The following is a 24,969-nucleotide window of genomic DNA, read 5'->3' on the forward strand; positions in this document are numbered from 1 at the left end:
TGTCAGTGACATACTTTCATTTAAGTTGTTCAAGAAAATAATTACCACCATTATTTGTGGGAAAAACGAAATTAGCTACTTTGAATACGGAGTAGTATGTATATAAAGATAAACAATATGGTTTTGGGGGGTTTTATAAATGAACGTAATGGTAAAAAACTCAAAACTGTCACATTTACAACACATAGAACCGAAGATGACAATGGAAACGGTAAAAGGCTCATAACAACAGAGTGCTAGACGTAAGAGTGGTATAAAAACTAAAGGTTAGAGTTTGGGAGGTAAAAAGAGACTATTAATATGAAATGCAAGATTCTAAGATTATACTATTACACAGCCCTTCCAAACTGTATTAAAGCTAAAACGAAAATTCAGTATAAAAACTGCACCTCCAATTGTTAGATGCACAATCGGGGTGCAGACCAATTCCTAACGAAGCTATTTCTTATGACGTTCCTCTAATACTCGTAACACTTCATCAAATGGTAGTTTTTGTTCACGCAATAAGACTAGTGTATGATATAGTAAGTCAGCAACTTCCCATTTTAATTCTTCATGGTCACGATTTTTTGCTGCAATAATGACTTCGCCTGCTTCCTCACCAATCTTTTTCAAAATTTTATCGACACCTTTTTCAAATAAATATGTCGTATAGGCTCCCTCTGGACGTTCTGCTTCCCGCTTGGCAATCACACGCTCAAGCTCGTCTAATATCTCATAACGTGAAGGATTTACATGAACCTCTTCCTTTATTAATGAATCAGCAAAGCACGTATAATTTCCTTTATGACAAGCCGGTCCCGCAGGATTTACTAATACAACTAGTGCATCAGCATCACAGTCATAACGGATATCAACGATCGTTTGTATATTCCCTGATGTTTCACCTTTATGCCATAATTCCTGGCGTGAGCGAGAGTAGAACCACGTTTCTTTCGTTTCTAACGATTTTTGCAACGATTCTTCATTCATATAAGCAAGCGTTAATACTTCTTTACTAGCCGCGTCTTGGACGATCGCAGGAACAAACCCTTTTTCATCAAATTTAATCGCTTCGATACTCATCTTACGGCCACCCCCTCTTTCTTTAAATACTCTTTCACTTCGGCAACAGACGTTTCCTTGTAATGAAAAATGGACGCTGCTAAAGCTGCATCTGCGTTTGCTTCGTTAAATACTTCTTTGAAATCTTCTTTCCCGCCTGCTCCACCTGAAGCAATTACTGGAACCGATACAGCTTCACTTACTCTTTTTGTTAATTGAACATCAAAGCCTGTTTTCGCTCCATCCTGATCCATACTCGTTAATAAAATCTCACCAGCACCTAAACGAACCGCTTCCTTAGCCCATTTTGTCACTTCCCAATCAGTTGGCTTACGGCACCATGAGTATAAATACGCCATGAGTTAAGTTCCTTATCATATTTCGCATCAATTGCAACAACAATACATTGCGAACCGAAGAAGTCAGCTCCCTCTTTAATTAATTCGGGACGTAATACAGCAGCTGTGTTTAATGATACTTTATCAGCACCTGCACGTAAAATTCGCTTCATATCCTCAAGCTTATTAATACCTCCGCCAACTGTAAAAGGAATAGCGAGGGTACCTGCTACTTGTTCAACTACGTCAACCATCGTTGCTCGACCTTCATGAGATGCTGATATATCAAGAAAAACAAGCTCATCTGCCCTTGCTCATCATAAAAAGCTGCTAGCTCTACTGGTCTCCTGCATCTTTTAAATCAACGAATTGAACTCCTTTGACGACACGACCTTCCTTTACATCTAAGCACGGATTATACGTTTCGTAAGCATTTAGCTGCCTCCTTTAAGAGCTTCTTGCAGCGTAAATTGGTTCGTATACAACGCTTTTCCGACAATCGCACCACCAACTCCTCGATCTGCCTCTGCTCTTAACTCTTGCAGATCAGCAAGTGAGCTAACACCACCAGAAGCAATCACTTCTTTTCCTGTTGCTTCAGCAAGTGCTGTAATCGCTGCAGTATTCGGGCCTGATAGCATTCCATCTCGTGAAATATCAGTAAAAATAAAGATTTCAGCACCGTGACGTGCAAGCTCTTGAGCTAATGTTTCTGCTTTTACTGAAGATGTTTCAAGCCAGCCTTCTGTCGCAACATAACCATCTCGAGCGTCAAGTCCGATCACAATTCGTTGACCGCCGTACAATTGAAGCATTTCTTTCGTGAATTCTGGATTATTAACAGCAACACTGCCTAATATAATTCGATCTACCCCTTGATCTAAATAAAAAGCGATATCCTCTGCTGTACGAATTCCACCACCAACCTGCACTTTCACATCAAGCTCTTTTGCTACACGAATAACATACTCATGATTCACTCGTTTTTTTGCCTTCGCCCCGTCAAGATCGACCATATGAATCCAATTCGCTCCATCACGAACAAATTGCTCAGCCATGTCGAAAGGAGAATCACCATAAACCGTTTCTTGATCATAATCCCCTTGTACTAAACGAACGCATTTACCGTCACGCATATCGATCGCCGGATAAATATTAAACGTGCTCACGTGCTTCTCCCCCTTGCTTAACTAACTTGCCGAAATTTCGTAAAATTGCCATCCCAACATCACTGCTTTTTTCAGGGTGAAATTGTGTTCCAAGCACATTGTTTCTCCCTACAACAGCCGGAACAACTCCACCATATTCACTTGAGGCAATGAGAACGTCGTCTTCATCATGCTTAACGACATAGGAATGAACAAAATAAACATGTCCTTCTTCTACGTTTTGCAATAGAGCGTGATCTTTTTGCTGAAAGCGGAGCTGATTCCAACCCATATGCGGTACTTTATATAACTCTCCACTTTCATCGATACCAGTAAATCGCTCAATACGACCAGGTAATAATTGTAAGCCTTCTGTACTGCCATGCTCACTACTTTCATTAAATAATAGCTGCATCCCTAAACAAATTCCTAGTAGTGGCTTACCAGCTTCTGCCCACTGCCGAATGAATTCAGTCATTTTCATTGCATTTAATGTTTTCATTGCATCTGGAAATGCACCAACACCTGGTAAAAGCAAGCCATCAACCTTGTTTAATTCATCAATTTGATCACTAATGATATAGTTTAATCCAAGACGTTCTAATGCTTTGCTGACACTATGCAAATTCCCCATCCCATAATCAATAATGCCGATCATTTACAACATTCCTTTCGTCGATGGAACTCCTTTAACTCGTTCATCGATACTAGTTGCCTCATCTAATGCTCTCGCTAAAGCTTTGAAAATCGCTTCAATGATATGATGCGTATTTTGACCATAGTGAACGATAATATGCAAGTTCATTCTCGCTTCAAGGGCTAGCTTCCACATAAATTCATGAACGAGCTCTGTATCAAATGTACCAACCTTTTGACTCGGAAACTCTGCACGAAATTCCAAATGTGGACGATTGCTCAAATCAACAACGACTTGGGCAAGAGTTTCATCCATCGGAACAAACGCATTACCGTATCGGCGTATCCCTTTTTTATCTCCTAGAGCATCTTTAATGGCAAGTCCGAGACAAATACCAATATCCTCTGTCGTATGGTGATCATCCACCTCGGTATCGCCATTTGCAGAAACCTCTAAATTAAAATGACCGTGCTTCGTAAATAAATCAAGCATATGATCCAAGAAAGGAACTCCTGAATCTTGCTTTGATACACCTTCTCCATCAATTCCATATGCTAGCTTTATTTGTGTTTCACCTGTTTGACGATCAATCGTTGCTTCTCTCATTTATTTCCCCTCCAAACGAATATCAATTGCTCTCGCATGAGCTTCTAACCCTTCAAGACGGGCAAGCTTAGCAATATGAGCACCATTTTGTTGTAGCGCCTTGGCACTGTAAACAATGATGCTTGACTTTTTCATGAAATCATCGACATTAAGTGGACTTGAAAAACGTGCTGTTCCATTAGTGGGTAAAACGTGATTCGGTCCAGCAAAATAATCACCAACAGGCTCAGTGCTATATGGTCCAACAAAAATCGCTCCAGCATGACGAATTTGTCCAATTAATGACATTGGATCGTCTGTTAGTAGCTCTAAGTGCTCAGGTGCTAACTCGTTGACAATAGCAACTGCTTCATCTATATGAGATGTGAGATAAATCGCTCCAAAATCACGAATTGAGCTTGCAGCTATCGCTTTTTTTGGTAACGATTCAAGCTGCTTTTCCACTTCATTGGCTACTTTTTCGGCCAATGACTGTGAAGGAGTTACGAGCACAGCGGACGCACGTTCATCATGCTCCGCTTGTGATAAAAGATCTGCAGCAATATAGCGTGGATTTGCTTTTTCATCAGCCAGTACAACGATTTCACTCGGACCTGCTATCATATCAATATCAACAGAACCAAATACGGCACGCTTCGCTAAAGCGACATAGATATTGCCAGGCCCGGTAATTTTATCAACCCGTTCAATCGTTTCTGTTCCATAAGCAAGTGCCGCAATCGCTTGGGCTCCACCTACTTTGTATAGTTCTTCAACACCAAGCTCATAGGATGTAGCCAATACACTTGCAGGTAGTGTGCCGTCGGCTTGTGCTGGTGAAACCATTACGATTCTTTTCACACCGGCTACTTGAGCTGGCACGACATTCATGATTATAGACGACGGATAGGCGGCTTTTCCTCCTGGTACATAAACACCGACAGAATCAAGTGCCGTTACTTTTTGGCCTAGGATCGTCCCATCCTCTTTCGTTGTCATCCATGATTGTCGTTTTTGCCGTTCATGAAAATCCTGGACGTTAGCAATCGCTGCTCGAAGTGCTTCAAGCACTTCGTCATCCATCTGTTCATATGCTAATCGCATTTCTTCTTTTTGTACACGAAGCTCCGTTATGTCAGCTCGATCGAATTGTTTTGTTAATGCGAATAAAGCTTGATCTCCTTCTTTTTTCACCTGATTAATTATTCCCTCTACCGCTTTGAGTTGTTCTTCAGTCCCTGCATCAATGTCACGCTTTATACTAACCTCGCCATCAACTCGAATGATTTTCATTCGTTTTCCTCCTCAATAACCACTGATAGGCGTTCAACCATTTGGTCAATTCGTTCATCCTTCATCCTATAACTGACCGGATTGACAATTAAACGTGATGTGATATTGACCATTGTTTCTAATTCGACAAGTCCGTTTTCTTTTAACGTCTGTCCAGTTGATACGATATCAACAATTCGATCAGCTAAACCGATCAGTGGTGCAAGTTCGATCGAACCATTCAGCTTAATGATTTCAACCTGTTCTCCTTGCCCTTTAAAATATTGAGTGGCCAAATTCGGGTATTTAGAGGCAACCTTTGGATTAATCTCTGATTTCTCATAATTAGGAAGACCCGCGACAGCTAAATAGCACGCACTAATTTTTAAATCAAGCACTTCGTACACAACACGCTCCTCTTCAATCATGACATCTTTTCCAGCAACCCCAACATCAGCAACGCCATGCTCAACATATGTCGGTACGTCCATAGGTTTCGCTAAAATAAATCGCATTTTCTCTTCGGGAACATCGATAATTAGTTTTCGAGAGTCATCAAATTCAGATGGAAGCTGATAACCTGCCTTTCGTAAGAGCTCTACTGCTTCTTCAAAGATTCGTCCTTTTGGCATTGCTACCGTTAACCAATCCTCCATTTTACACCTCTCCTTTCTTTGCACCAATAAAGTACAACACCTCTTCATATTGGCCAGACATCGCGTCTACATCACCGACCCCAGCAATATCTTGCAGTACAACTGCTTTTCCTTCTTTTCTTAATGAAGCAGCATTAGTAAACGCTTCTGCTCTCCGTTCTTTGCTAAATAAAATACATGTTTGGTTTAGCTTCGTTGTCTCACCAATTGCCTCAATTAACAAGTCAAGGCGAATTCCAAAACCTGTCGCAGGCCCCGGTCGATCAAACTTAGCCAACAACTCATCATAACGACCACCACTGCAAAGCGGTACACCAAGGTTATTACCATAACCTTCAAACACAACACCTGTATAATAGCTCATATGCAAGACAAGATTAAAATCGAATTTCACATAATCAGCATAACCATAGCCTTCTAAAACAGTTAACAATTCTTCAAGTTGTTCAACTGCCTTAAACCCTCCATTACTTGAGACAAGCTCTTTTGCTTGTGTTAAGGTTGTTTCATTGCCTCGTAACTTTAATAAACTTAGCAAACGACGTTCGTCAATCGATGAAAGTGATAAGCCTTTTACATGTTCACGATAACCGACATAATTTTTTCATATAAATAACGCCGCAACGTATCGGCACGCTGCTCATTTCCAACAACCTCAATTAAAAAGGCATTAACAAAGCCAACATGTCCTACGGCAACTTTAAAACGAGTAAGTCCAGCTCTCTTTAATGCGGCAATCATTAATGAAATCACTTCACCATCGGCACTTACCGTTCCATCGCCAACTAATTCAATACCTACTTGATCAAATTCAGCAGGCTTCCCCCCTTCATACTGCTGTGCACGAAAGACAGTTGATTCATATGCTAAACGCTGCGGGTAGGGCTCCCCTTTTAAACTAGAAGCAACAAGACGTGCGATTGGAGCGGTCATATCAGGACGAAGCACGAGTGTATTTCCTTGTTGATCTAATAATTTAAATAATTGTTGATCAAGTATTGCTGATTCAATACCGACTGTTTCATAATATTCTAACGTCGGCGTTTCAATCATTTGATAGCCCCAGCTCGTCATCTCCTGCTCTAGCTGCTCACGCACGTTTTTTTTCGTAGCGTACATGTGTGGTAGCGTATCTCGCATTCCAATCGGCTTTTCAAACATAAATAGTTTAGACATGATTTTCCTACACACTCCCTACAAATTTTAATTTATTTTCACAAAATCCTTTAGTTCACTAATGTGCTAACAAGTTAAAGATATTAGTTAGTTTACACTCTCTATTCAATAGCGTCAACATGAAACAATGAAAAACATTCTGAATTTTCTTTTTGATGCCAAAAAACCGCCAAAACATAGTTAAACTTGTTTTCGCGGCTTTAAGTAATTTTCTATTAACTTTTTTCATCCTTTTTTATTTCTTGAATCATTTGCATCGGATTCCCACCAACAAATGTATTTGCCGGAACATCTTTATGAACAAGCGTCCCTGCTGAAACGATTGCACCGTCACCAATTGTAACACCAGGAAGAATCGTTGTATTTGCACCAATCATCACACGATCACCGATGATCACATCACCCAAACGATATTCTTCAATTAAATATTCATGAGCAAGAATCGTCGTATTATATCCGATAATGGAATTGCTCCCGATTTTTATTCGTTCAGGAAACATCACATCCATCATGACCATTAGTGCTACTGACGTCTCATCTCCGATTTTCATCCTCAGCAAATGACGATACATCCAATTTTTCAATGTCAATATTGGCGTATAGCGTGCAATTTGGATTACGATAAAATTTTTAACCACTTTCAAAAACGGAACCGTTTTATACACATGCCAAAGTGAATTTGCCGATTTTACTGGATAACGTTCTGTTTTGCGACTCACCCACGCTCAGCTCCAACAATTGATAATAGCTCAGACATGTCATCGATTATATAATCTGCCTGAAAGCTTTTTACTTTCTCAATCCCTTTTATGGACCAAGCAACAGCAGCTGTAGGGATACCGAGATTTTTGCCTGCAAGAATGTCAGAGTGACTATCGCCAACCATAAGTGCTGATTCCTTTTTAGAACGTAATTGCTCAAGTGCTATTTCTAGTGGTTCAGGATCTGGCTTTGCTCTTTTGACATCATCTAGTCCGATAACAGGTTCAAAAAATGCATCAAGCCCTGTCAGCTTTAATCCCATCATCGCTGTTTTACGAATTTTTGTTGTAACGATCGCAAGCTTGTAGCCTTGCTCATGCAACGTTTGAATCGTCTCAAAAACGCCTTCATACTCCGTAACAAGCTGATCATGCATTTCATGGTTAAACGTACGATAATGAGTAACCATTTCTTCAACCAGATCTGAATCAACTGAGCGAAAACTATCTACTAACGGAGGACCGATAAATTCAATTACCTTTTCACGATTAAATTGTCCAGGTCGAAAGTGTTCTAGTGTGTGCAAGAAAGATTCAATGATTAATTCATTTGTATTTATTAATGTTCCATCTAAATCAAACAATATCGTATCAATCGTTTTCATGATATATTCCTTTCATCAGGTGAATCCATTATTTTTTCTTCTTTTTCTTTCTTTTCTTTTCAGGCTCTGGCAACGCAGGATCATGATAACGGGGCGTATTAGGCGTTATCCGACGATAAATCAACATCGCAATTGCCCCAATAACAAGAATGACCGATATAATTTGTGCTGTTTTTAGTCCTCCTACTAGAAGGTAATCAAGACGAATCCCTTCAATGAAGAAACGGCCAACTGAGTACCAGATAACGTATGTAAAGAAGATTTCCCCTTGCCTTAAATTGAAACGCCTTAATGAAAGTAGAAGAATTACCCCTATAAGATTCCAGATCGATTCATATAGAAATGCTGGATGATAGTATGTTCCACCAATGTACATTTGATTAATAATAAATTCAGGTAGAAAAAGTCCTTCTAAAAATTCCCTAGTTACTTCGGCACCGTATACTTCTTGATTCATAAAGTTTCCCCAGCGACCGATTGCTTGGCCTAATAGAATACTTGGAGCAGCGACGTCCGTTAATTGCCAAAAAGAAAGATTATGTCGCTTCGCAAACCAATACCCAGTCAAAACCGCCCCGATTAACGCTCCATGAATCGCAATGCCACCTTCCCAAATTTTGAAGACATCAACAGGATTGTCTGCAAATTGTTCCCAGCGAAAAATAACATAGTAAGCTCGTGCCGATATGATCGCAATCGGAATAGCAAACAAGAGCAAATCCGCAAACGTATCTTTTGGCATTCCACGTCTTACCGCTTCCCTAGAAGCTATAATATAGCCAAATAAGACGCCAAGCCCAATAATCACACCATACCAGTAGATTGTAAATGGCCCTAATTCCAAAAAGACACGGTTTAACGGTTCAATCTGTTCCTCCACCTAACTCACTCCCCTTTAATTGAAATCGTCATATTCTCCATCTTCAATGACATTTGATAATCGTTGTGTAAATTCCTTCGCTGCATCATACCCTAAACGCTTTAATCTGAAGTTCATTGCAGCTACTTCAATAATAACCGCTAAGTTTCGTCCAGGTCTAACCGGAATCGTTAATTTTGTAATTTCTGTATCAATTATTTTCATTTTTTCTTCATCTAATCCTAGTCGGTCATAGGCTTTCTTTTGATCCCAAAGTTCTAGATTAACACAAAGAACAATTCGTTTATGCGGTCTGACAGCTCCTGCACCAAATAGTGTCATGACATTAATAATCCCTAGCCCACGGATTTCCAACAAATGTTGAATTAAATCTGGAGAGCTTCCAATCAATGTACCTTCCGTATTTTGACGGATTTCCACAGAATCATCTGCTACTAAACGATGGCCTCGACGGACAAGGTCTAATGCAGCTTCACTTTTACCTACGCCACTGTTACCAGTAATTAATACACCAACACCATAAATATCGACCAATACACCGTGAATAGCCGTAGTTGGAGCTAAGCAGCTTTCAAGATATGTAGTCAATGTACTACTTAATCGTGTCGTCGATAGTGCCGAACGAAGAAGGGGCATACCAACCTTTTCTGCTTCATCAATTAACTCTTGAGGTGGTTCCAATCCACGCGAGATGATAATACCAGGTGTATCATATGTACAAAGCTTGTCCATCCGCTCTTTCTTGACTGTAGAATCCATATGTTCAAGAAACGTTAGCTCAGTACGTCCGAGTAACTGTAACCGTTTAACAGGGTAAAAATTAAAATAACCAGCAATTTCAATTCCTGGGCGTGATAGGTCACTTGTTGTAATTTTTCGATGAATCCCTTCTTCACCGGCCAATATCTCTAAATTAAATTCTTCAACAATATCTTTAATTGTTACCTTATCCATTACGCAATCCCACCTTTATGTTTCTAGTCAAGTTGTCAGCAAATGCCTCGATTTTGCTTCAAGCTTATAGACTTACTAACATTTATGCCATCGTTTTATTCCATCTACTCTTTTTACATTCTAGCATGTTCAATCTCTTATCGCTATGGCTGATACTTCTGATCATCGTTTCAATTTATGTAAGTGATAATAGTTTAGAGGGTACTGAAAAAGAAATGAACCTTTTCCAGTACCCTCTTTAACATTATATTATTTTCTTTTTTTCTTTATTGGCTTCACAATAACGGTTTGAGCTAGTGCGATCAGGATCGCTGCAAGAACAGCTGTGAAAAATCCATCAATGATAAAAGCGTCTCCCATTAACGAAGCTGTAAGCATAAGTGTTAAGGCACTTATAATAAATAGAAATAGACCTAAAGAGAGGATCGTTATCGGTAGTGTTAAAACAATTAAAATGGGACGTACTATCATATTAACAATTGATAATAGTAAGCTTGCTAATACAGCTGCTCCGAAGCTCGCTATTTCGAAACCTGAAAATAGATAAGCAATTCCCATTAAAACTAGGGCATTTAGTATTAACCCAACTATCCACCGTATCACTTTTTATGACACATCCTCTTCATTAGGAATAATAAAGGTTCCGATAATGTACGCTAACAATAAAGGAAAACCAGTAGAAATAAAAAACAATACAACCATAATAATACGTACAATCGTTGCATCTACATTAAAATAATCAGCGAGACCTCCGCAAATACCTGCTAGCTTACGATCATACTGTGAACGATATAATTTTTTTGTTTTTGTCATTTTTAACACCTCTGCTTACTTATCTTTTACGATAATAGAACCAGTATTTGTTAGAGCATTTATTTTAATACGAGGGGATGATTGTTGATTCCCAACAAACGTTAACTGTTTTTGAGCAAATTCTTTCTTTTCCTCCAACTTATCATGATCATACATACTAACAGAAAAACCCCCAACGTTTGTTTTGAGTTTCCCTTCGATACGCAGGCTTTTCGGAACTGCAATATGAATGCTTCCTGTAGCTGCTTTTAAATCAGCATAGCTAGATTCACTTAGTTCCTGAACATCATACGTGATAGAACCATTTACCGATTCTGCATCTAAATCTTGTACGTTCCCATCAACTGTAATCGCACCATTTAATGTCTTAACATCAATAAGCTCTGCATTTGCTTGAACTAATTCAATTGCACCGTTAACCGTTTCAGCAATGACTTTTTTCGCTTTTACTTCTGTCAGCTTTAACGATCCATTCATTGCATTCACATCAAACGTATCGACGTTTATCTTTTCCCCATTAATTTGACCGTTAAACGTATAAAGCTTAACATGTGAGAAAGATTGTTTTGGCACATAAATCGTCGCATGTACTTTCATTGATTTTGTTTTCGTATGGAATAGCATACGTTGGTCAGATAGGCGGAACGAGCATTCATCTAAGAAGATTCGACGCGCCTCTTCTAAATCCTTGGCACGATATACTTTTGCAGTACATTCAACACGAATATCTTGTTCATCCCATGGTTTAAACGTTATCGAGCCATTTTCTAATGAAACATCAATCGCTGTTGGAGAGTGATCGCGATGCTGAAAAATATGATCGACATCAAACGAAGAACCGAAGTTGAAATCAAGGTCAACATCTTTAATTTTTTGAATCGCACTATCGATAAATGTTGTAAATAAATTCGTAGTTGACGTTCTTGTATGTCGAGCCCGTTCTCTATACGAGTCGCCTTCATCCCAGTTCACCTTCGTTGAGATTTCATGATGCTTTTCTTTATGGTCTGTCTCCTGATGATGCTCGTTTTTCTCGATTACCTCTAGTAGCCTCACACCTTCTTCAGCAGTAATCTTTCCATCCTCAATCATCTTCAAGATCATTTTACGCTCTTCCATTACCTATCCCTCCTAAAACTAGTTAGTAAGAAATACATGCATCTAGCAAAACGTCCCGAATCGTTTCGTTTCCAAAAGACTTTATGTTCGGGTTTTACCTTTTACACATTCTCCATAATTCTCTCTTCCATTCTTTTACGATCTCGTTCTAGGATAGGTTTCAAATATTTCCCCGTATAAGACTCTTTTACTTCAGCTACCTCTTCTGGTGTTCCTTCTGCTACAATTTGGCCACCTTTATCCCCACCTTCAGGACCGAGGTCTATAATATGATCTACCGTCTTAATAACATCTAAATTATGTTCAATTACTAGGACTGTGTCACCATTTCCCACAAGTCGTTGCAAGACATTTAATAAGCGGTCGATATCATCAACATGTAAACCAGTTGTCGGTTCATCAAGAATATAGAGTGTTTTACCTGTAGCACGTTTATGCAGTTGAGAAGCTAGCTTCACTCGTTGTGCTTCCCCACCCGATAATGTTGTGGCAGCCTGTCCTAGCTTAATATACCCTAATCCAACATCAAGCAGCGTTTGAATTTTTCGATTGATTTTAGGTATATTCTCAAAAAAGACTAAGCTTTCTTCTACTGTCATATCAAGGACATCGGCAATTGTCTTCCCTTTATACGTTATTTCTAGTGTTTCACGATTATACCTTTTTCCCTCACAGACTTCACAAGGAACATACACATCCGGTAAGAAATGCATTTCGATTTTAATAATTCCATCTCCACGACAAGCTTCACAACGCCCACCTTTCACGTTAAAGCTAAATCGACCTTTTTTATAGCCTCTAACTTTCGCTTCATTTGTCATTGCGTACACATCACGAATATCATCAAAAACACCAGTATATGTCGCAGGATTTGATCGTGGAGTTCTGCCAATTGGCGATTGGTCGATATCTATTACTTTATCAATTTCCTCTAAGCCTGTTATTTCCTTATGTGCACCAGGCTTTTCTTTCGCCCGGTGAAGTTTCTGTGCTAATGCCTTATGAACAATACCATTGATAAGCGTACTTTTACCAGACCCAGAAACTCCCGTAACAGCTGTAAACACACCAAGTGGAAAAGTCACAGTTACGTTTTTTAAATTATTTTCACTCGCTTTTTTCACGGTGAAGGAACGCCCTTCACTTTTTCGGCGTTCATGAGGAACTGCAATAAACTTCTTGCCTGACAAATATTGTCCTGTTAGCGACTGTTCGTTCGCCATAATTTCTTTCGGAGTACCTTGAGCGGTAATATGGCCGCCATGTATCCCCGCACCAGGACCAATATCAATTAAGTAATCAGCAGCAAGCATCGTGTCTTCATCATGCTCAACAACAATTAATGTATTTCCTAAATTCCGCATATGCTCAAGCGTTTGAATTAAGCGGTCATTATCTCGCTGATGCAAACCAATGGAAGGCTCATCTAATATATAGAGGACACCCATTAACGATGAACCAATTTGCGTTGCCAGCCGTATACGCTGTGCTTCTCCGCCGGATAACGTACCTGCAGCACGATCTAAGGAAAGATAATCTAAGCCTACATTTATCAAAAAGCCTAAACGATCATTGATTTCCTTTAAAATTAAACGAGCAATCGCATAATCCTTTTCACTTAACTGCAAATCCTCAAAGAATACTTTCGCATCCTTAACCGATAATGCTGCTATTTCTCCGAGATGGGATCCACCTACAAAAACAGCACGTGCTTCTTTTTTAAGCCTGTAGCCTTTACATGTAGGGCATTTCTTCTGTGCCATATACGCTTCCATTTGTTCACGAACATAATCTGAGCTTGTTTCATGATAGCGTCGACTAATGTTATGAATAACACCTTCAAAGAAAATCTCATTTTCCCGAACTTGTCCAAACTCATTTTCATAACGAAAATAGATACGTTCGGAACCACTTCCGTATAATATTTTATCGAGTTGAGCTTGTGGAAGCTGATCAATAGGTGTATCCATATCAACTTGATAATGTGTACAAACCGCTTCTAAAAGCTTCGGATAATATTGCGAACTCGTCGGTTCCCAAGCAACAATGGCCCCTTCTCGTAATGATTTCGAACGATCAGGTATAACGAGATCCATATCAACCTCTAATTTAGAACCCAAACCATCACAAGTTGGACAAGCACCATATGGACTATTGAACGAAAACATTCGAGGCTCTAGCTCCGGTATCGAAAAACCACACTCAGGACAAGCGTGATGTTGGCTGAATAATAATTCTTCCTCACCAATAACATCAACAAGTACCCGGCCATCCGCTAATGAAAGGGCTGTTTCAATAGAATCAGCTAACCTTGTTTCAATTCCTTCCTTCATGACTACCCGATCAATTACGACTTCAATGTTATGTTTTTTATTCTTTTCGAGCTTCACATCTTCTGAGACTTCATACATCTCACCATTAATCCGCATCCGTACAAAGCCTTGCTTTTTAATATCTTCAAACACTTTAGCATGGGATCCTTTTCGACCTGAAACTAGTGGGGAAAGTATTTGCATTTTCGTACGTTCTGGGTATTCTTTTAAACGATCAACCATTTGTTGAATAGTTTGTGATGTAATTTCAATCCCATGCTTTGGACATACTGGCTTACCAATCCGAGCATAAAGCAAACGCAAATAGTCAAAAATTTCAGTAACCGTTCCAACTGTTGAACGTGGGTTACGGCTTGTTGTCTTTTGATCAATTGATATCGCAGGAGACAATCCTTCAATTGCGTCAACATCAGGCTTATCCATTTGTCCTAAAAATTGCCGAGCATAAGCCGATAGCGATTCGACATACCGTCTTTGTCCTTCAGCATAAATTGTATCAAATGCTAATGATGACTTACCTGAACCAGATAACCCGGTTAAGACAACAAGTTTATCGCGTGGAATTGTAACGTCTATATTTTTCAAATTGTGTGAACGTGCACCTTTAACAACGATTTCCTCTAAAGCCACTACACATCACCCTTCTGCCTTTAATTCTAATATTAGATCACGAAGCTCCGCTGCACGTTCAAAGTTTAGCTCACGTGCGGCATGTTTCATTTCTTGTTCCATACGTTCAAGCATCGCTGCTTTTTCCTTCTTATTAAGTTTCGTTTTCGGTGCACTATAATTTTCATCAGTTGATTCTGCAACATTCGTAGCTTGAATTACTTCAGGGATTTTCTTCTGGATTGTTTTCGGTGTAATTCCATATTGTTTATTATGTTCCTCTTGCATTGTACGACGACGTTTCGTTTCATCAAGGGCCAATTTCATCGAGTGTGTAATCTTATCGGCATACATGATAACGTGACCGTTAGCGTTTCTAGCCGCACGTCCAATTGTTTGAATAAGTGATCGTTCTGACCGTAAGAACCCTTCCTTATCTGCATCAAGAATCGCTACTAAAGAAACTTCAGGAATATCAAGTCCTTCACGCAATAAGTTAATTCCAACTAATACATCGAACGTTCCCTTCCGTAGCTGTCGAATGATCTCAATTCGTTCAAGTGTTTTTATTTCTGAATGTAAGTACCGAACTCGAATGCCGATTTCCTTTAAATAGTCAGTTAAATCCTCTGACATTTTCTTCGTCAATGTCGTGATGAGTACTCGTTCGTTGCTATTGACGCGTTCATGGATTTCACCAATCAAATCATCAATCTGACCTTCAATTGGTCGTACATCAATCGTTGGATCAAGCAAACCTGTAGGACGAATAATTTGCTCGACCATTTCAGGTGTATGCTCTATTTCATAAGGGCCTGGAGTTGCCGACACATAGACGGCTTGATGTACTTTCTTTTCAAATTCCTCAAATTTCAGCGGGCGGTTATCAAGTGCAGACGGAAGGCGGAAGCATGGTTCACTAACACCTCTTTACGTGCTCGGTCACCATTGTACATTCCGCGAACTTGTGGCAATGTCACATGTGATTCATCAATAATTAACAAGAAATCATCAGGAAAGAAATCTAACAACGTATACGGGGTTGCTCCAGCTTCACGTAACGTTAAATGACGGGAATAGTTTTCAATTCCAGAACAAAACCCCATCTCACTCATCATCTCAATATCGTAACGAGTGCGTTGTTCTAGGCGCTGTGCTTCTAAAAGCTTCCCTTCTTTCTGTAATAAATCAAGCTGCTCTTTTAATTCAATTTCAATATTAGCTATTGCTTTCTTCATCTTCTCTTCACGCGTAACAAAGTGAGAAGCTGGGAAAATGGCTACATGAGTTCTCTCCCCTTTTATTTCGCCTGTTAAACCGTCCACTTCTGTAATTCGATCGATTTCATCACCGAAGAATTCAATACGTATACATTGTTCATCTCTAGATGCTGGAAAAATTTCTACAACATCTCCTCTAACGCGAAATGTTCCGCGAATAAAATTGATATCATTGCGATCATATTGAATATCCACAAGCTGACGTAGCAATTCATTTCGCTCAATTTCCATACCAACGCGAAGTGAAACAACTAAATCACGATATTCTTCCGGTGAACCTAAACCATAAATACAAGATACACTGGCAATAATAATGACATCATTACGCTCAAATAAGGCACTAGTTGCAGAGTGTCTTAGCTTATCAATTTCATCATTTATACTCGCATCCTTTTCGATATACGTATCTGAGCTTGGAACATATGCTTCAGGTTGATAATAATCATAATAACTTACAAAATACTCGACTGCATTGTTCGGGAAAAACTCTTTAAACTCACTATAAAGCTGACCAGCTAACGTTTTATTATGTGCCATCACCAACGTTGGTTTATTTACTTGTTGAATAACATTAGACATCGTAAACGTCTTTCCTGTTCCCGTTGCCCCTAATAATGTTTGATGCTTTTCATTACGTTTAATTCCAGCGACAATTTTCTCAATTGCCTGAGGCTGATCACCTTCAGCTGATAAGGTGAAACTAATTCAAATGATTGACTCATATCGAACTTCCTCCTTCCGAGCATCACAATCATCTTTTCCATTTTATCTTTATTGAACCGATTTTTAAGTTACTATACCTCACCATTATAGAACAGGCGTTCTTCATATGCAAAAGAAAATGAATTACTTTTATCTGACAAAAAAGAGTATCCTACATACTATGTGGATACTCTTTACATCCCTTGCTTTTTGCTTTAACTTTTTTTTGGCAACAAGAAAACCAGCATAAAACGAACTAACAGTAAGCAATATAATCCAAACTGGTTGCTCATGAGTTCCCATTACAAATAATAGCATAGCAGTTACAATTGATGCCCCAATTAAACTAAAGGTTACACGTGTCACAATAACCATTACAACTAATGGGACAACTAATGCTAGAAAAACGTCCAAAGTGTTTACTCCTCTTTCTCTCTTTAACTTCTTTCACCTTTATTATTATAGAGCTTTCTTCATTAAACCTCTAGGGAAAAGGATTCCTTCATTTAAAATATGACATCAATCTCGGATTATCTGTAATAATACCAGTAGCTCCTGCGTTCATCCATCTTTCAATCTCTTGCTTTTCATTGAGCGTATATATATGTACCATAAGCCCTCTTTTTCTTGCTTGTTTCACAAAAGAGTTTGTTGTATATCGCCCGTTTAAACAAACACCATCAGCATACTCGAGAATTTGGTCAAGTTGCTTTTTGCTGCCTACTCCGTTTTTTGGTCTACTAATAATTTGAATGAGTGGGTATTGAACACGTTGATTATGAAAAAGACGAAGAATATTTTCATCAAATGATTGAATCATTACATAATCGGATAATTGATAATCCTTTATCATTTGATGTAAATTTGTTACTGTATCTAATGAATGGGCATCCCCTTTAATCTCAATACAATAATGAACTTGACTGCCAAACAATTCAAAGATTTCTTTAAGTGCAGGTATCTTCTCGTTAGCATAACGTTCATTGAACCATGAACCTGCATCTAGTTCCTTTAATTCTGCAAGAGTATAGTCGTTTACATTACCAACTCCATTTGTCGTCCGATCAACTGTTTCATCATGAATCACTACGAGCTGCTCGTCTTTCGTTAATTGAACATCTAATTCAATATAGTCAGTGCCGTGCTCAAGGGCCTGTTGAAATGCTTCTATTGTATTTTCTGGTGCAAACGTAGAAGCACCGCGATGAGCAAAAAACGATACGTGTGAAGCAGCTTGACTCTGTTCAAATGAAAGTACTATTAATAATGCGACGATTGTACACTTAATAGAACGTACCATGAAATTCCCCCTTCTATATCAATGTTTACTAGATGAGTACATTTCATACAGCACAGTCTCTATTCACTTGATTCAGCAATTGAAAAAAACCATTGTGGAGGAAATTCCTTCTCCACAATGGTTTAGATCTTTACAATTAAATGGTATCTTGCCACACATGCTCTTCTTTTACGAACAAAATACCTATTTGGTGATGTTGCCCATCGTATAGTGGCGTTTGTGCAAAGCGGACTTCACCATCAAAATCAAGCACTTCTAATTTACAAAAAGCACTATTTAATTGCAGTCGTTCATAAAATTCATGTTCATTTGATACATGCATTCCATTTACTTTTTGAATCGTTTCTCCAACAGTAAGCTTCATCTTTTCTGCTGGACTCCCCGGCAATACTCCTACAATTACGCAGCCTTTTGGACTGGAAGAAAAATAAGGAGATTGAACTTCATCGCGTTTTTTATGCATAAATGTTAGGACTTCACGTGCGATAACAGTGCCAATTGCTAAAATAATTGCAAGCCATGGAACATAATAAATAGCAATGACTAAAAGAATAGCAGCTAAACCTACCAGCAAAATAGATTGACCATATCGACGTATTGCATTTGTTGGATGGCTCCCCCGTACTTGGAGCTGGAAGCCGATTAATAATGGAAATAAAACTGGCTGCAAGGAAATTTCATTTACAGAAAAGACAGGCCAGTATTCAAAAGTTGGAATAATTCCAGCAGGAACAAAAGCTATTACAGGCAAAATCCATAATCGATTTGCTTCATGATACCCAACCCATTTCCCCCGTTTACTCTTTTCTAATCGTGGAGACGTATAAACAGGACCATTTAAACGAATTAAACAGCCTTCTACAATTAAAGATAATGCGAGTAACAGCGAAACCGCTCTAATATCCATTTGTTGAAGAACTACATCCACTAGGCTAAACCATTCATATTCTCTTAAAATTGGGGCGATAAAATAAAGCAGTACGACTAGACCTAGCACGTAAGTTGGTGATACAAATCGCGTCCGTAGAGTTAACACAAAAAGGAAATATAGAGCACTGACGAGTAAAAACCAATTATTTGAAAATGTAATTCCAAGTAAAATAGTTATAATTGATATGTACAGACCCATCAATAGTGCAGGAAAAAACTGAATTAACAAATCAGCGTTTTCCATATACACGGGTATGAAACGATTGTCGTTCAGCTTTCACACGAAAGAACGATATAAAAAGGATCATTAATAGACCAATATATAATAGCGGATTGGCAAAGAAATAAGCTAGAAATATTCCAATTGTTTGTATGATGTCAATAATCATTTGCACTTACTCCTTCAATAATAAGTTAAATAAGAAAAAACGTTACATCACTTTCTGAAAAGCGTCGTGCGGAGACGTTATGATCGTTTGATAGTACATCACGACCCTACCCCGAAGCAGCTTACGTATGTAATACTTACTCCCTAAATCACTAAAGGAAGATGATATTCTATTTAAGGTTTTGTGGAGATAGATCATTTCCCTCCAACATTAAGCATAAAAAGAGGTAGTAAACAGGGCATCCCCCATCCACTACCTTCTACATTCGACAACGGTAAGCCCTATTCCTTTTTCTTTCAGCAACTAACGAGTTTACTTACCTCTATTCATTAATTTGTTCAATTAATACTTCAATCGCTTTATTAAGCTGATGATCGTTTTCTCGCTCTCGAACTGATTCTACTATCTCTTCGTGAAGCATTGACGCTGTTTCTTGATCAATTTCACCTGTAACGTCTAAATCATAATCTGCCTGAAATGACCGTACTGCTTCAACTGTCTCTGCACTATAATACCCATCTTCACGGCCCGGTTCATATCCAAGGCCTTCTAACATCAATTGAGCACTACGAATTTGCTCACTTAACATATCTTCAGCTAATGGTTCCTCTTCAACCGAAACTGGTATTGTATAGAAATAATCAGGCTGCATGACCTCAATGGTCGGTTCTACTCCTTTTCCATTAATGTCGTTTCCAGCAGACGTAAGCCATTTAAATACTGACAGCTTTAATTGACTTCCATCTCCTAATGGAATCGTTTGTTGAACCGTCCCTTTACCAAACGTCGTTTCCCCAACAACATCATATTCTCCAGCTTCAATTAAAGCGGCTGCCAAGATTTCTGAAGCTGAAGCTGAGGCACGATCTGTGATTCCGACAATTGGATATGGCTTTGGTTCATCTAATGACGATAAAAAGCGCATCCGTTCACCTGAACGACTTTCTGTCTGTACGATTGGCTTCTGATGAGGAATAATTAGTTTCCCTATCTCCTCAACTTGGTCTAAATAACCTCCTGGATTTCCACGAACATCAATAATTAATCCATCGATTGAATCGGCTTCCAAATCATTAAGTGCTTCTTCAAAGCGTTCTGCTGTATCAATTGAAAATGAGATAATTTCAATTAACCCGAGTGATTGACCATCTCTTTCAATTACTTCATGACGAACATTTTCAATTGGAATTTCATCACGAACAACTGGTATTTTTATTTGATCATTTGCTGTTTCTCGTTCAATTGTTAATTCAACAGTTGTTCCTTTTTCTCCACGAATTTGCATAACTGCTTCTTGCAATGATAAGCCCTCAACCGACTCCCCATCTATTTCTAAAATTTTGTCGTTAGGCAATAAACCAGCTCGCTCCGCTGGAGAGTCTCTCATCGGTGTTACAATCGTGACATGGCCATCTGACATCATCACTTCTGCTCCAATCCCTTCAAAGTGAGATCCTAGCGATTCTGAAAATTGACTCGCTTCCTCTTCGTCCATATAAACAGAGTACGGATCATCTAAAGCTTCTAGCATACCAGCAATAGCACCTTGCATGAGCTCATCTTCGTCGATTTCGTCAACATAATGTTCTTCAATTATTAAGCGAGCGGCTTCGAACTTTTCTAAAAACTCTTGATTTCCAGAAGCAATCTCTTCTACTTGTTCTTCTAGATCAGGTGTACTTACAGAAGTTTGATTAGGCTGAAGGAAAACGATGTAAACCCCTAATCCGATAACTACAGCCAAAATCAAGATTATTTGCCTTTTATTCATTCATGAACCACTCCTAAGATATTGTAAAAAAACTAGAGAGAATTTACTTTTCATTTATTTACTATACGGACATTCCGCTTTGTTATATGAACATAATTTATGCCCTATGTAGACAAGATATGATTCCACACCTTACTAAATGTCATTGTAGACAAACAAAGAGTCAAAGTCAAAAGGTAGTTCCTAAGACAAAATAGTGATAAAGACCACTGAAAAAGGGAATTTCCCCTTCCAGTGGCCCTCAATGTTTTAAGAAAACCTTTAATTCGGTATATATTTCATTGGATCAACAGAATTTGACTTCGACCCGTTCCAACCGCCTTTGTGAACTTCAAAGTGTAAATGTGCACCAAACGAACGACCTGTATTACCCATTAAGCCGATTTGCTGACCTTTTGAAACTCGATCTCCCTTACTTACCTCACGATTTTCAAGGTGAGCATATAAAGTTGTAATCAAATCACCATTTACATAGTGAGCAATTAAAATGACATTACCATAGCTCGAAGAATAATATGAATCAACAACAGTTCCCTCTTCTACTGCTACGATTGGTACATCACCCGATCGCCCGTTTTTACCGATATCAATACCATGGTGGAAACTACCTCCGTTAAAGCTTCGATACCCATATCCTGACGTAATTCTTCCAGTTGCAGGACGCATAAAGCCTGAATCGACAACTTCTGGCGTGGAATGTGTTTGACCACTTCTAGATGGTTGTGATGAAGATGAATTTGAAGATCCTGATGAGCTTGATGAACCTGATGAACTTGAGTTTGAACTCGCTGCAGCAGCTTCTTCTTGACGCTTACGTTCCTCTTCTTGACGCTTACGCTCTTCTTCTTCTTGACGTTTACGTTCTTCATAAGCTGCTAGTTCTTGCTTCAATGCTTCTTCCTGTGCCTTTAAAATCTCATCGGCGTTTTCTAATTCTCCAAGGTCTGTATGTAGCTCCTCTTCTTTTTGTTGAAGTTGATTCATTAATGCATCTTTCTCTTCACGCTGTTCCTCTAATTGAGCCATTAACGTTTCTAATTCATCTAAATGAGCTTCTAGCTTCATAAGTTGTTCTTCTACTTCAGCCTTGGCCTCTTCTAGCTGTTCGTGATCAGCAATATGTGCGTCGAGAATATTGCGGTCTTGTTGAGCAATTAATGTTACTGCATTGACTCGGCTTAGAAAATCACTAAACGATTGTGAGCCGAGAATAACTTCTAAGTAATTCACGCTTCCACCAGATTGGTACATCGTTTTTGCACGCTCGCGCAGTAACTCGTCTCTTTCTGCAATCCGTTCTTCTAATATTTCAATTTCTTCTTGAAGACGTTCAATTTCTTCTTGGACGTCTTCAATTTCTGCACGTTTTTCACGAATTTTTTGATTCGTTTCAGCCGTTTCATGATCAATACGTTCAATCTCACTATTTAATTCTTGCATTTCTTCTTCTATTTTGTTCAATTTCTTCTTTAGTCTTTTTAGCTTCTTTTTGAGTTTCCTGACGTTCCTTTTCTACTTCAGAAATTTGATCACGCAATTCACTATTAGCAAATGCTTTTTCAGATATAAAACCAAAACTATTTGAACTTGCTGCAATTAAAATCGCTAAACCAATAAAACCTAATTTTCTCCTCATCCCAATTGCTCCTCCTAATTAAACTTTTAAGAATTTTCGAACTGACATCATACTACCCCAAATTCCTATAAACACTCCGATCAACAGGAGTAACAACCCAATTTGCCAAACAATCGGAAAAACTGGCAAAAGAGAAAATAACAATTCAACTTGTCCACCAAATTGCTCAACTAAGTAGTAATAACCCACTCCAATTAATGCAATTGGAATGATTGCTCCAATAACTCCTAGTAAGACCCCTTCCACAAAGAAAGGCCAGCGAATAAATCCATTTGTTGCTCCTACTAGCTTCATAATTTGGATTTCTCGTTTACGGGCAACAATCGTAATTTTAATCGTATTAGCTATTAAAAACATAGCCGTAAACATCATTCCGAGTACAAGCACAATACCAACGGTACGTACTAAATTTGTAATCGCAAATAACCGATCGACCGTTTCCTTACCAAAATCAACATTCTCGACGTACGTAAGCTCATCAATTTGATTTGCAACATGTTCCGTTAAATGTGGTTCAACAGCACGTACAATAAATACATCATTTAATGGATTCTCATCGCCTCGCATCGATTCAAAAATTTTCCCTGCTTCATCAAGGCTATCAATAAACTGCTCGAGGCCTTCCTCACGGTCAACGTACACGACGCTTTCAATATCACGAATTTCTTCAATGTCTGCCAACAATTCTTCTTGCTGCTCTTCAGATGCGGTAAGTTCAATAAATACTCTAATTTCAACATCATCTTCAACACCTGACGCGATATGATTAACGTTCATAATAAGCAAAAGGAACACACCGACGATAAAAAGCATGATTGCAACAGCACTAATTGAAGCAAATGTCATCCAGCCATTGCGAATGAGACTTTTTGAGCCTTCACGTAAGTGGCGTCCAACGGTTCTAGCCTTCATAACCGTAGTTCCCCCTCACTTCATCACGAACAACTCGTCCATTTTCAATAGCGATTACTCGTTTTTTAATCGTATTGACGATCTCTTTATTATGTGTAGCCATAATAACGGTTGTTCCACTATGATTGATTTCATCTAAGGTGTCCATGATGCCCCAGGAAGTATCTGGGTCCAGGTTCCCTGTAGGCTCGTCCGCAATAAGAACTTCTGGATCGTTTACAATCGCTCGTGCTATCGCTACACGTTGCTGTTCTCCTCCAGAAAGCTCGCCTGGAAGAAACCTAGCATTGTTTTTTAATTTAACAACATCTAGCACATCCATTACACGCCTTTTTATTACCGAGGGGCTTTCCTCTATCACTTCTAGTGCAAATGCAACATTTTCAAAAACAGTTAATGATGGTAACAATTTAAAATCTTGAAAGACGACACCTATCTTTCGTCTTAGATGTGGGATTTGCTTATGTTTAAGTTTACTTATGTTAACACCATCTATAAGAATTTCACCTTTAGATGGTGATTCCTCACGATAAATCATCTTAATAAACGTTGACTTACCAGCACCACTTGGGCCAACTACATAAACAAATTCACCTTTTTTAATATGTAAATTAATCCCATTAATAGCCCTGACATTATTCGGGTAAGACTTCCAGACGTCTTTCATTTCGATCACTTTATCACTTCCTTGTTTCTGAATAGCTTTCTCTTGTTGTTATGTCTGGCTTGTCTATTTGAAAGGCGCTTTGCGTCTTTCTTAGTAGCACAGTATGTTTAAGTTCTTTTCCATATCGCGACAATTGAAGTCTCTCACATTTAGCGTAACGAGTTTAGACTGTGCTCTTCTCGAACCAGCTAACATCTCTCTATGAAAATACTAAACCCGTAGAAAAACACCTGTTTTAACGTTAAAAGGTGTTGAATGATTATAGACCAACACAGATTATGTCGGATACTGAAATAATTATACCATCAATCAGCAAAAATAGTGTCTAAATTTATGTTACATTTTTATTTCAGATTTTTTATTTTCCATCATTAACCAGTCCCTCCCCTTTAAATTGACGTTCTTTTGACACCCTACATGAGCACCATTTTCTTTTATATCGACAAAAAATG

Annotated in this window: 23 protein-coding genes and 3 pseudogenes; all 26 read right to left on the minus strand. The window is 38.7% G+C overall.

The features are described 5' to 3' along the window. Positions 1-438: 438 nt before the first annotated feature. On the minus strand, positions 439-1,065 hold the full coding sequence (hisIE, locus tag JCM19034_RS12335) for a bifunctional phosphoribosyl-AMP cyclohydrolase/phosphoribosyl-ATP diphosphatase HisIE (protein ID WP_062050136.1): 627 nt from the start codon (positions 1,063-1,065) through the stop codon (positions 439-441). After that, positions 1,062-1,816: pseudogene (gene hisF / locus JCM19034_RS12340) on the minus strand (imidazole glycerol phosphate synthase subunit HisF). Before hisF ends, hisIE begins: the two are co-directional and overlap by 4 nt. Next, on the minus strand, positions 1,817-2,551 hold the full coding sequence (hisA, locus tag JCM19034_RS12345; RefSeq protein ID WP_062050138.1) for a 1-(5-phosphoribosyl)-5-[(5-phosphoribosylamino)methylideneamino]imidazole-4-carboxamide isomerase: 735 nt from the start codon (positions 2,549-2,551) through the stop codon (positions 1,817-1,819). It lies immediately after the preceding pseudogene. Next, positions 2,538-3,188: an imidazole glycerol phosphate synthase subunit HisH gene (hisH, locus tag JCM19034_RS12350; protein WP_062050139.1), complete on the minus strand. Its 651-nt coding sequence runs from the start codon at positions 3,186-3,188 to the stop codon at positions 2,538-2,540. Before hisH ends, hisA begins: the two co-directional genes overlap by 14 nt. Then, entirely contained in the window at positions 3,189-3,773 is a 585-nt protein-coding gene (gene hisB, locus JCM19034_RS12355; RefSeq protein WP_062050141.1) for an imidazoleglycerol-phosphate dehydratase HisB, read from the minus strand. Beyond that, on the minus strand, positions 3,774-5,045 hold the full coding sequence (gene hisD / locus JCM19034_RS12360; RefSeq protein WP_062050143.1) for a histidinol dehydrogenase: 1,272 nt from the start codon (positions 5,043-5,045) through the stop codon (positions 3,774-3,776). Continuing rightward, positions 5,042-5,680, minus strand: coding sequence for an ATP phosphoribosyltransferase (gene hisG, locus JCM19034_RS12365; protein ID WP_062050151.1), 639 nt, complete (start codon positions 5,678-5,680; stop codon positions 5,042-5,044). The genes hisD and hisG overlap by 4 nt, the downstream gene beginning before the upstream one ends. Before the next feature lies 1 nt (position 5,681). After that, positions 5,682-6,856: pseudogene (locus tag JCM19034_RS12370) on the minus strand (ATP phosphoribosyltransferase regulatory subunit). Between the two features lie 215 nt (positions 6,857-7,071). Further along, on the minus strand, positions 7,072-7,575 hold the full coding sequence (locus tag JCM19034_RS12375) for a DapH/DapD/GlmU-related protein (protein ID WP_062050153.1): 504 nt from the start codon (positions 7,573-7,575) through the stop codon (positions 7,072-7,074). Further along, the gene (gene ppaX / locus JCM19034_RS12380) at positions 7,572-8,222 is read right to left on the minus strand and encodes a pyrophosphatase PpaX (protein ID WP_062050155.1); all 651 of its coding nucleotides are present in this window, start codon (positions 8,220-8,222) and stop codon (positions 7,572-7,574) included. Before ppaX ends, JCM19034_RS12375 begins: the two co-directional genes overlap by 4 nt. Positions 8,223-8,250: 28 nt before the next feature. Further along, entirely contained in the window at positions 8,251-9,102 is an 852-nt protein-coding gene (lgt, locus tag JCM19034_RS12385) for a prolipoprotein diacylglyceryl transferase (protein ID WP_062050156.1), read from the minus strand. A 15-nt stretch (positions 9,103-9,117) separates the two neighbouring features. After that, a complete protein-coding gene (gene hprK / locus JCM19034_RS12390) occupies positions 9,118-10,056 on the minus strand; it encodes an HPr(Ser) kinase/phosphatase (protein ID WP_062050158.1) in 939 nt (312 codons plus the stop codon). A 249-nt stretch (positions 10,057-10,305) separates the two neighbouring features. Next, a complete protein-coding gene (locus tag JCM19034_RS12395) occupies positions 10,306-10,656 on the minus strand; it encodes a phage holin family protein (RefSeq protein ID WP_062050303.1) in 351 nt (116 codons plus the stop codon). 6 nt (positions 10,657-10,662) lie between these two features. Beyond that, entirely contained in the window at positions 10,663-10,869 is a 207-nt protein-coding gene (locus tag JCM19034_RS12400) for a PspC domain-containing protein (protein ID WP_062050160.1), read from the minus strand. 15 nt (positions 10,870-10,884) lie between these two features. After that, a complete protein-coding gene (locus JCM19034_RS12405) occupies positions 10,885-11,988 on the minus strand; it encodes a DUF4097 domain-containing protein (RefSeq protein ID WP_062050162.1) in 1,104 nt (367 codons plus the stop codon). Positions 11,989-12,089: 101 nt separating this feature from the next. Beyond that, positions 12,090-14,951 carry an excinuclease ABC subunit UvrA gene (gene uvrA / locus JCM19034_RS12410; protein ID WP_062050164.1) on the minus strand — a complete coding sequence of 954 codons (2,862 nt, stop codon included), beginning with the start codon at positions 14,949-14,951 and terminating at the stop codon, positions 12,090-12,092. A gap of 6 nt (positions 14,952-14,957) precedes the next feature. Next, positions 14,958-16,932 (minus strand): annotated as a pseudogene (gene uvrB, locus JCM19034_RS12415) (excinuclease ABC subunit UvrB). 130 nt (positions 16,933-17,062) lie between these two features. After that, on the minus strand, positions 17,063-17,326 hold the full coding sequence (locus tag JCM19034_RS12420) for a DUF2198 family protein (RefSeq protein WP_231686936.1): 264 nt from the start codon (positions 17,324-17,326) through the stop codon (positions 17,063-17,065). An 88-nt stretch (positions 17,327-17,414) separates the two neighbouring features. Then, a complete protein-coding gene (locus tag JCM19034_RS12425) occupies positions 17,415-18,212 on the minus strand; it encodes a glycerophosphodiester phosphodiesterase family protein (protein ID WP_062050166.1) in 798 nt (265 codons plus the stop codon). 136 nt (positions 18,213-18,348) lie between these two features. After that, positions 18,349-19,371, minus strand: coding sequence for a PDZ domain-containing protein (locus JCM19034_RS12430; RefSeq protein WP_062050168.1), 1,023 nt, complete (start codon positions 19,369-19,371; stop codon positions 18,349-18,351). 1 nt (position 19,372) lies between these two features. Further along, positions 19,373-19,531, minus strand: a complete 159-nt coding sequence (locus tag JCM19034_RS21810) for a hypothetical protein (protein ID WP_156323974.1) — start codon at positions 19,529-19,531, stop codon at positions 19,373-19,375. Positions 19,532-19,853: 322 nt separating this feature from the next. Then, complete coding sequence (locus JCM19034_RS12435; RefSeq protein ID WP_062050169.1) at positions 19,854-21,302, minus strand: S41 family peptidase; 1,449 nt, start codon at positions 21,300-21,302, stop codon at positions 19,854-19,856. A 261-nt stretch (positions 21,303-21,563) separates the two neighbouring features. Next, the gene (locus JCM19034_RS24130; protein WP_269431699.1) at positions 21,564-22,763 is read right to left on the minus strand and encodes a murein hydrolase activator EnvC; all 1,200 of its coding nucleotides are present in this window, start codon (positions 22,761-22,763) and stop codon (positions 21,564-21,566) included. After that, positions 22,726-22,938 carry a hypothetical protein gene (locus JCM19034_RS23250; RefSeq protein WP_231686937.1) on the minus strand — a complete coding sequence of 71 codons (213 nt, stop codon included), beginning with the start codon at positions 22,936-22,938 and terminating at the stop codon, positions 22,726-22,728. The genes JCM19034_RS24130 and JCM19034_RS23250 overlap by 38 nt, the downstream gene beginning before the upstream one ends. Before the next feature lie 18 nt (positions 22,939-22,956). After that, a complete protein-coding gene (ftsX, locus tag JCM19034_RS12445; RefSeq protein ID WP_062050171.1) occupies positions 22,957-23,850 on the minus strand; it encodes a permease-like cell division protein FtsX in 894 nt (297 codons plus the stop codon). Next, positions 23,840-24,526, minus strand: coding sequence for a cell division ATP-binding protein FtsE (gene ftsE, locus JCM19034_RS12450; RefSeq protein ID WP_062050173.1), 687 nt, complete (start codon positions 24,524-24,526; stop codon positions 23,840-23,842). The genes ftsX and ftsE overlap by 11 nt, the downstream gene beginning before the upstream one ends. Positions 24,527-24,969 lie beyond the last annotated feature (443 nt).

The sequence above is a fragment of the Bacillus sp. JCM 19034 genome (genome assembly GCF_001310635.1).
GTDB lineage: Bacteria > Bacillota > Bacilli > Bacillales > Bacillaceae_D > Halalkalibacter.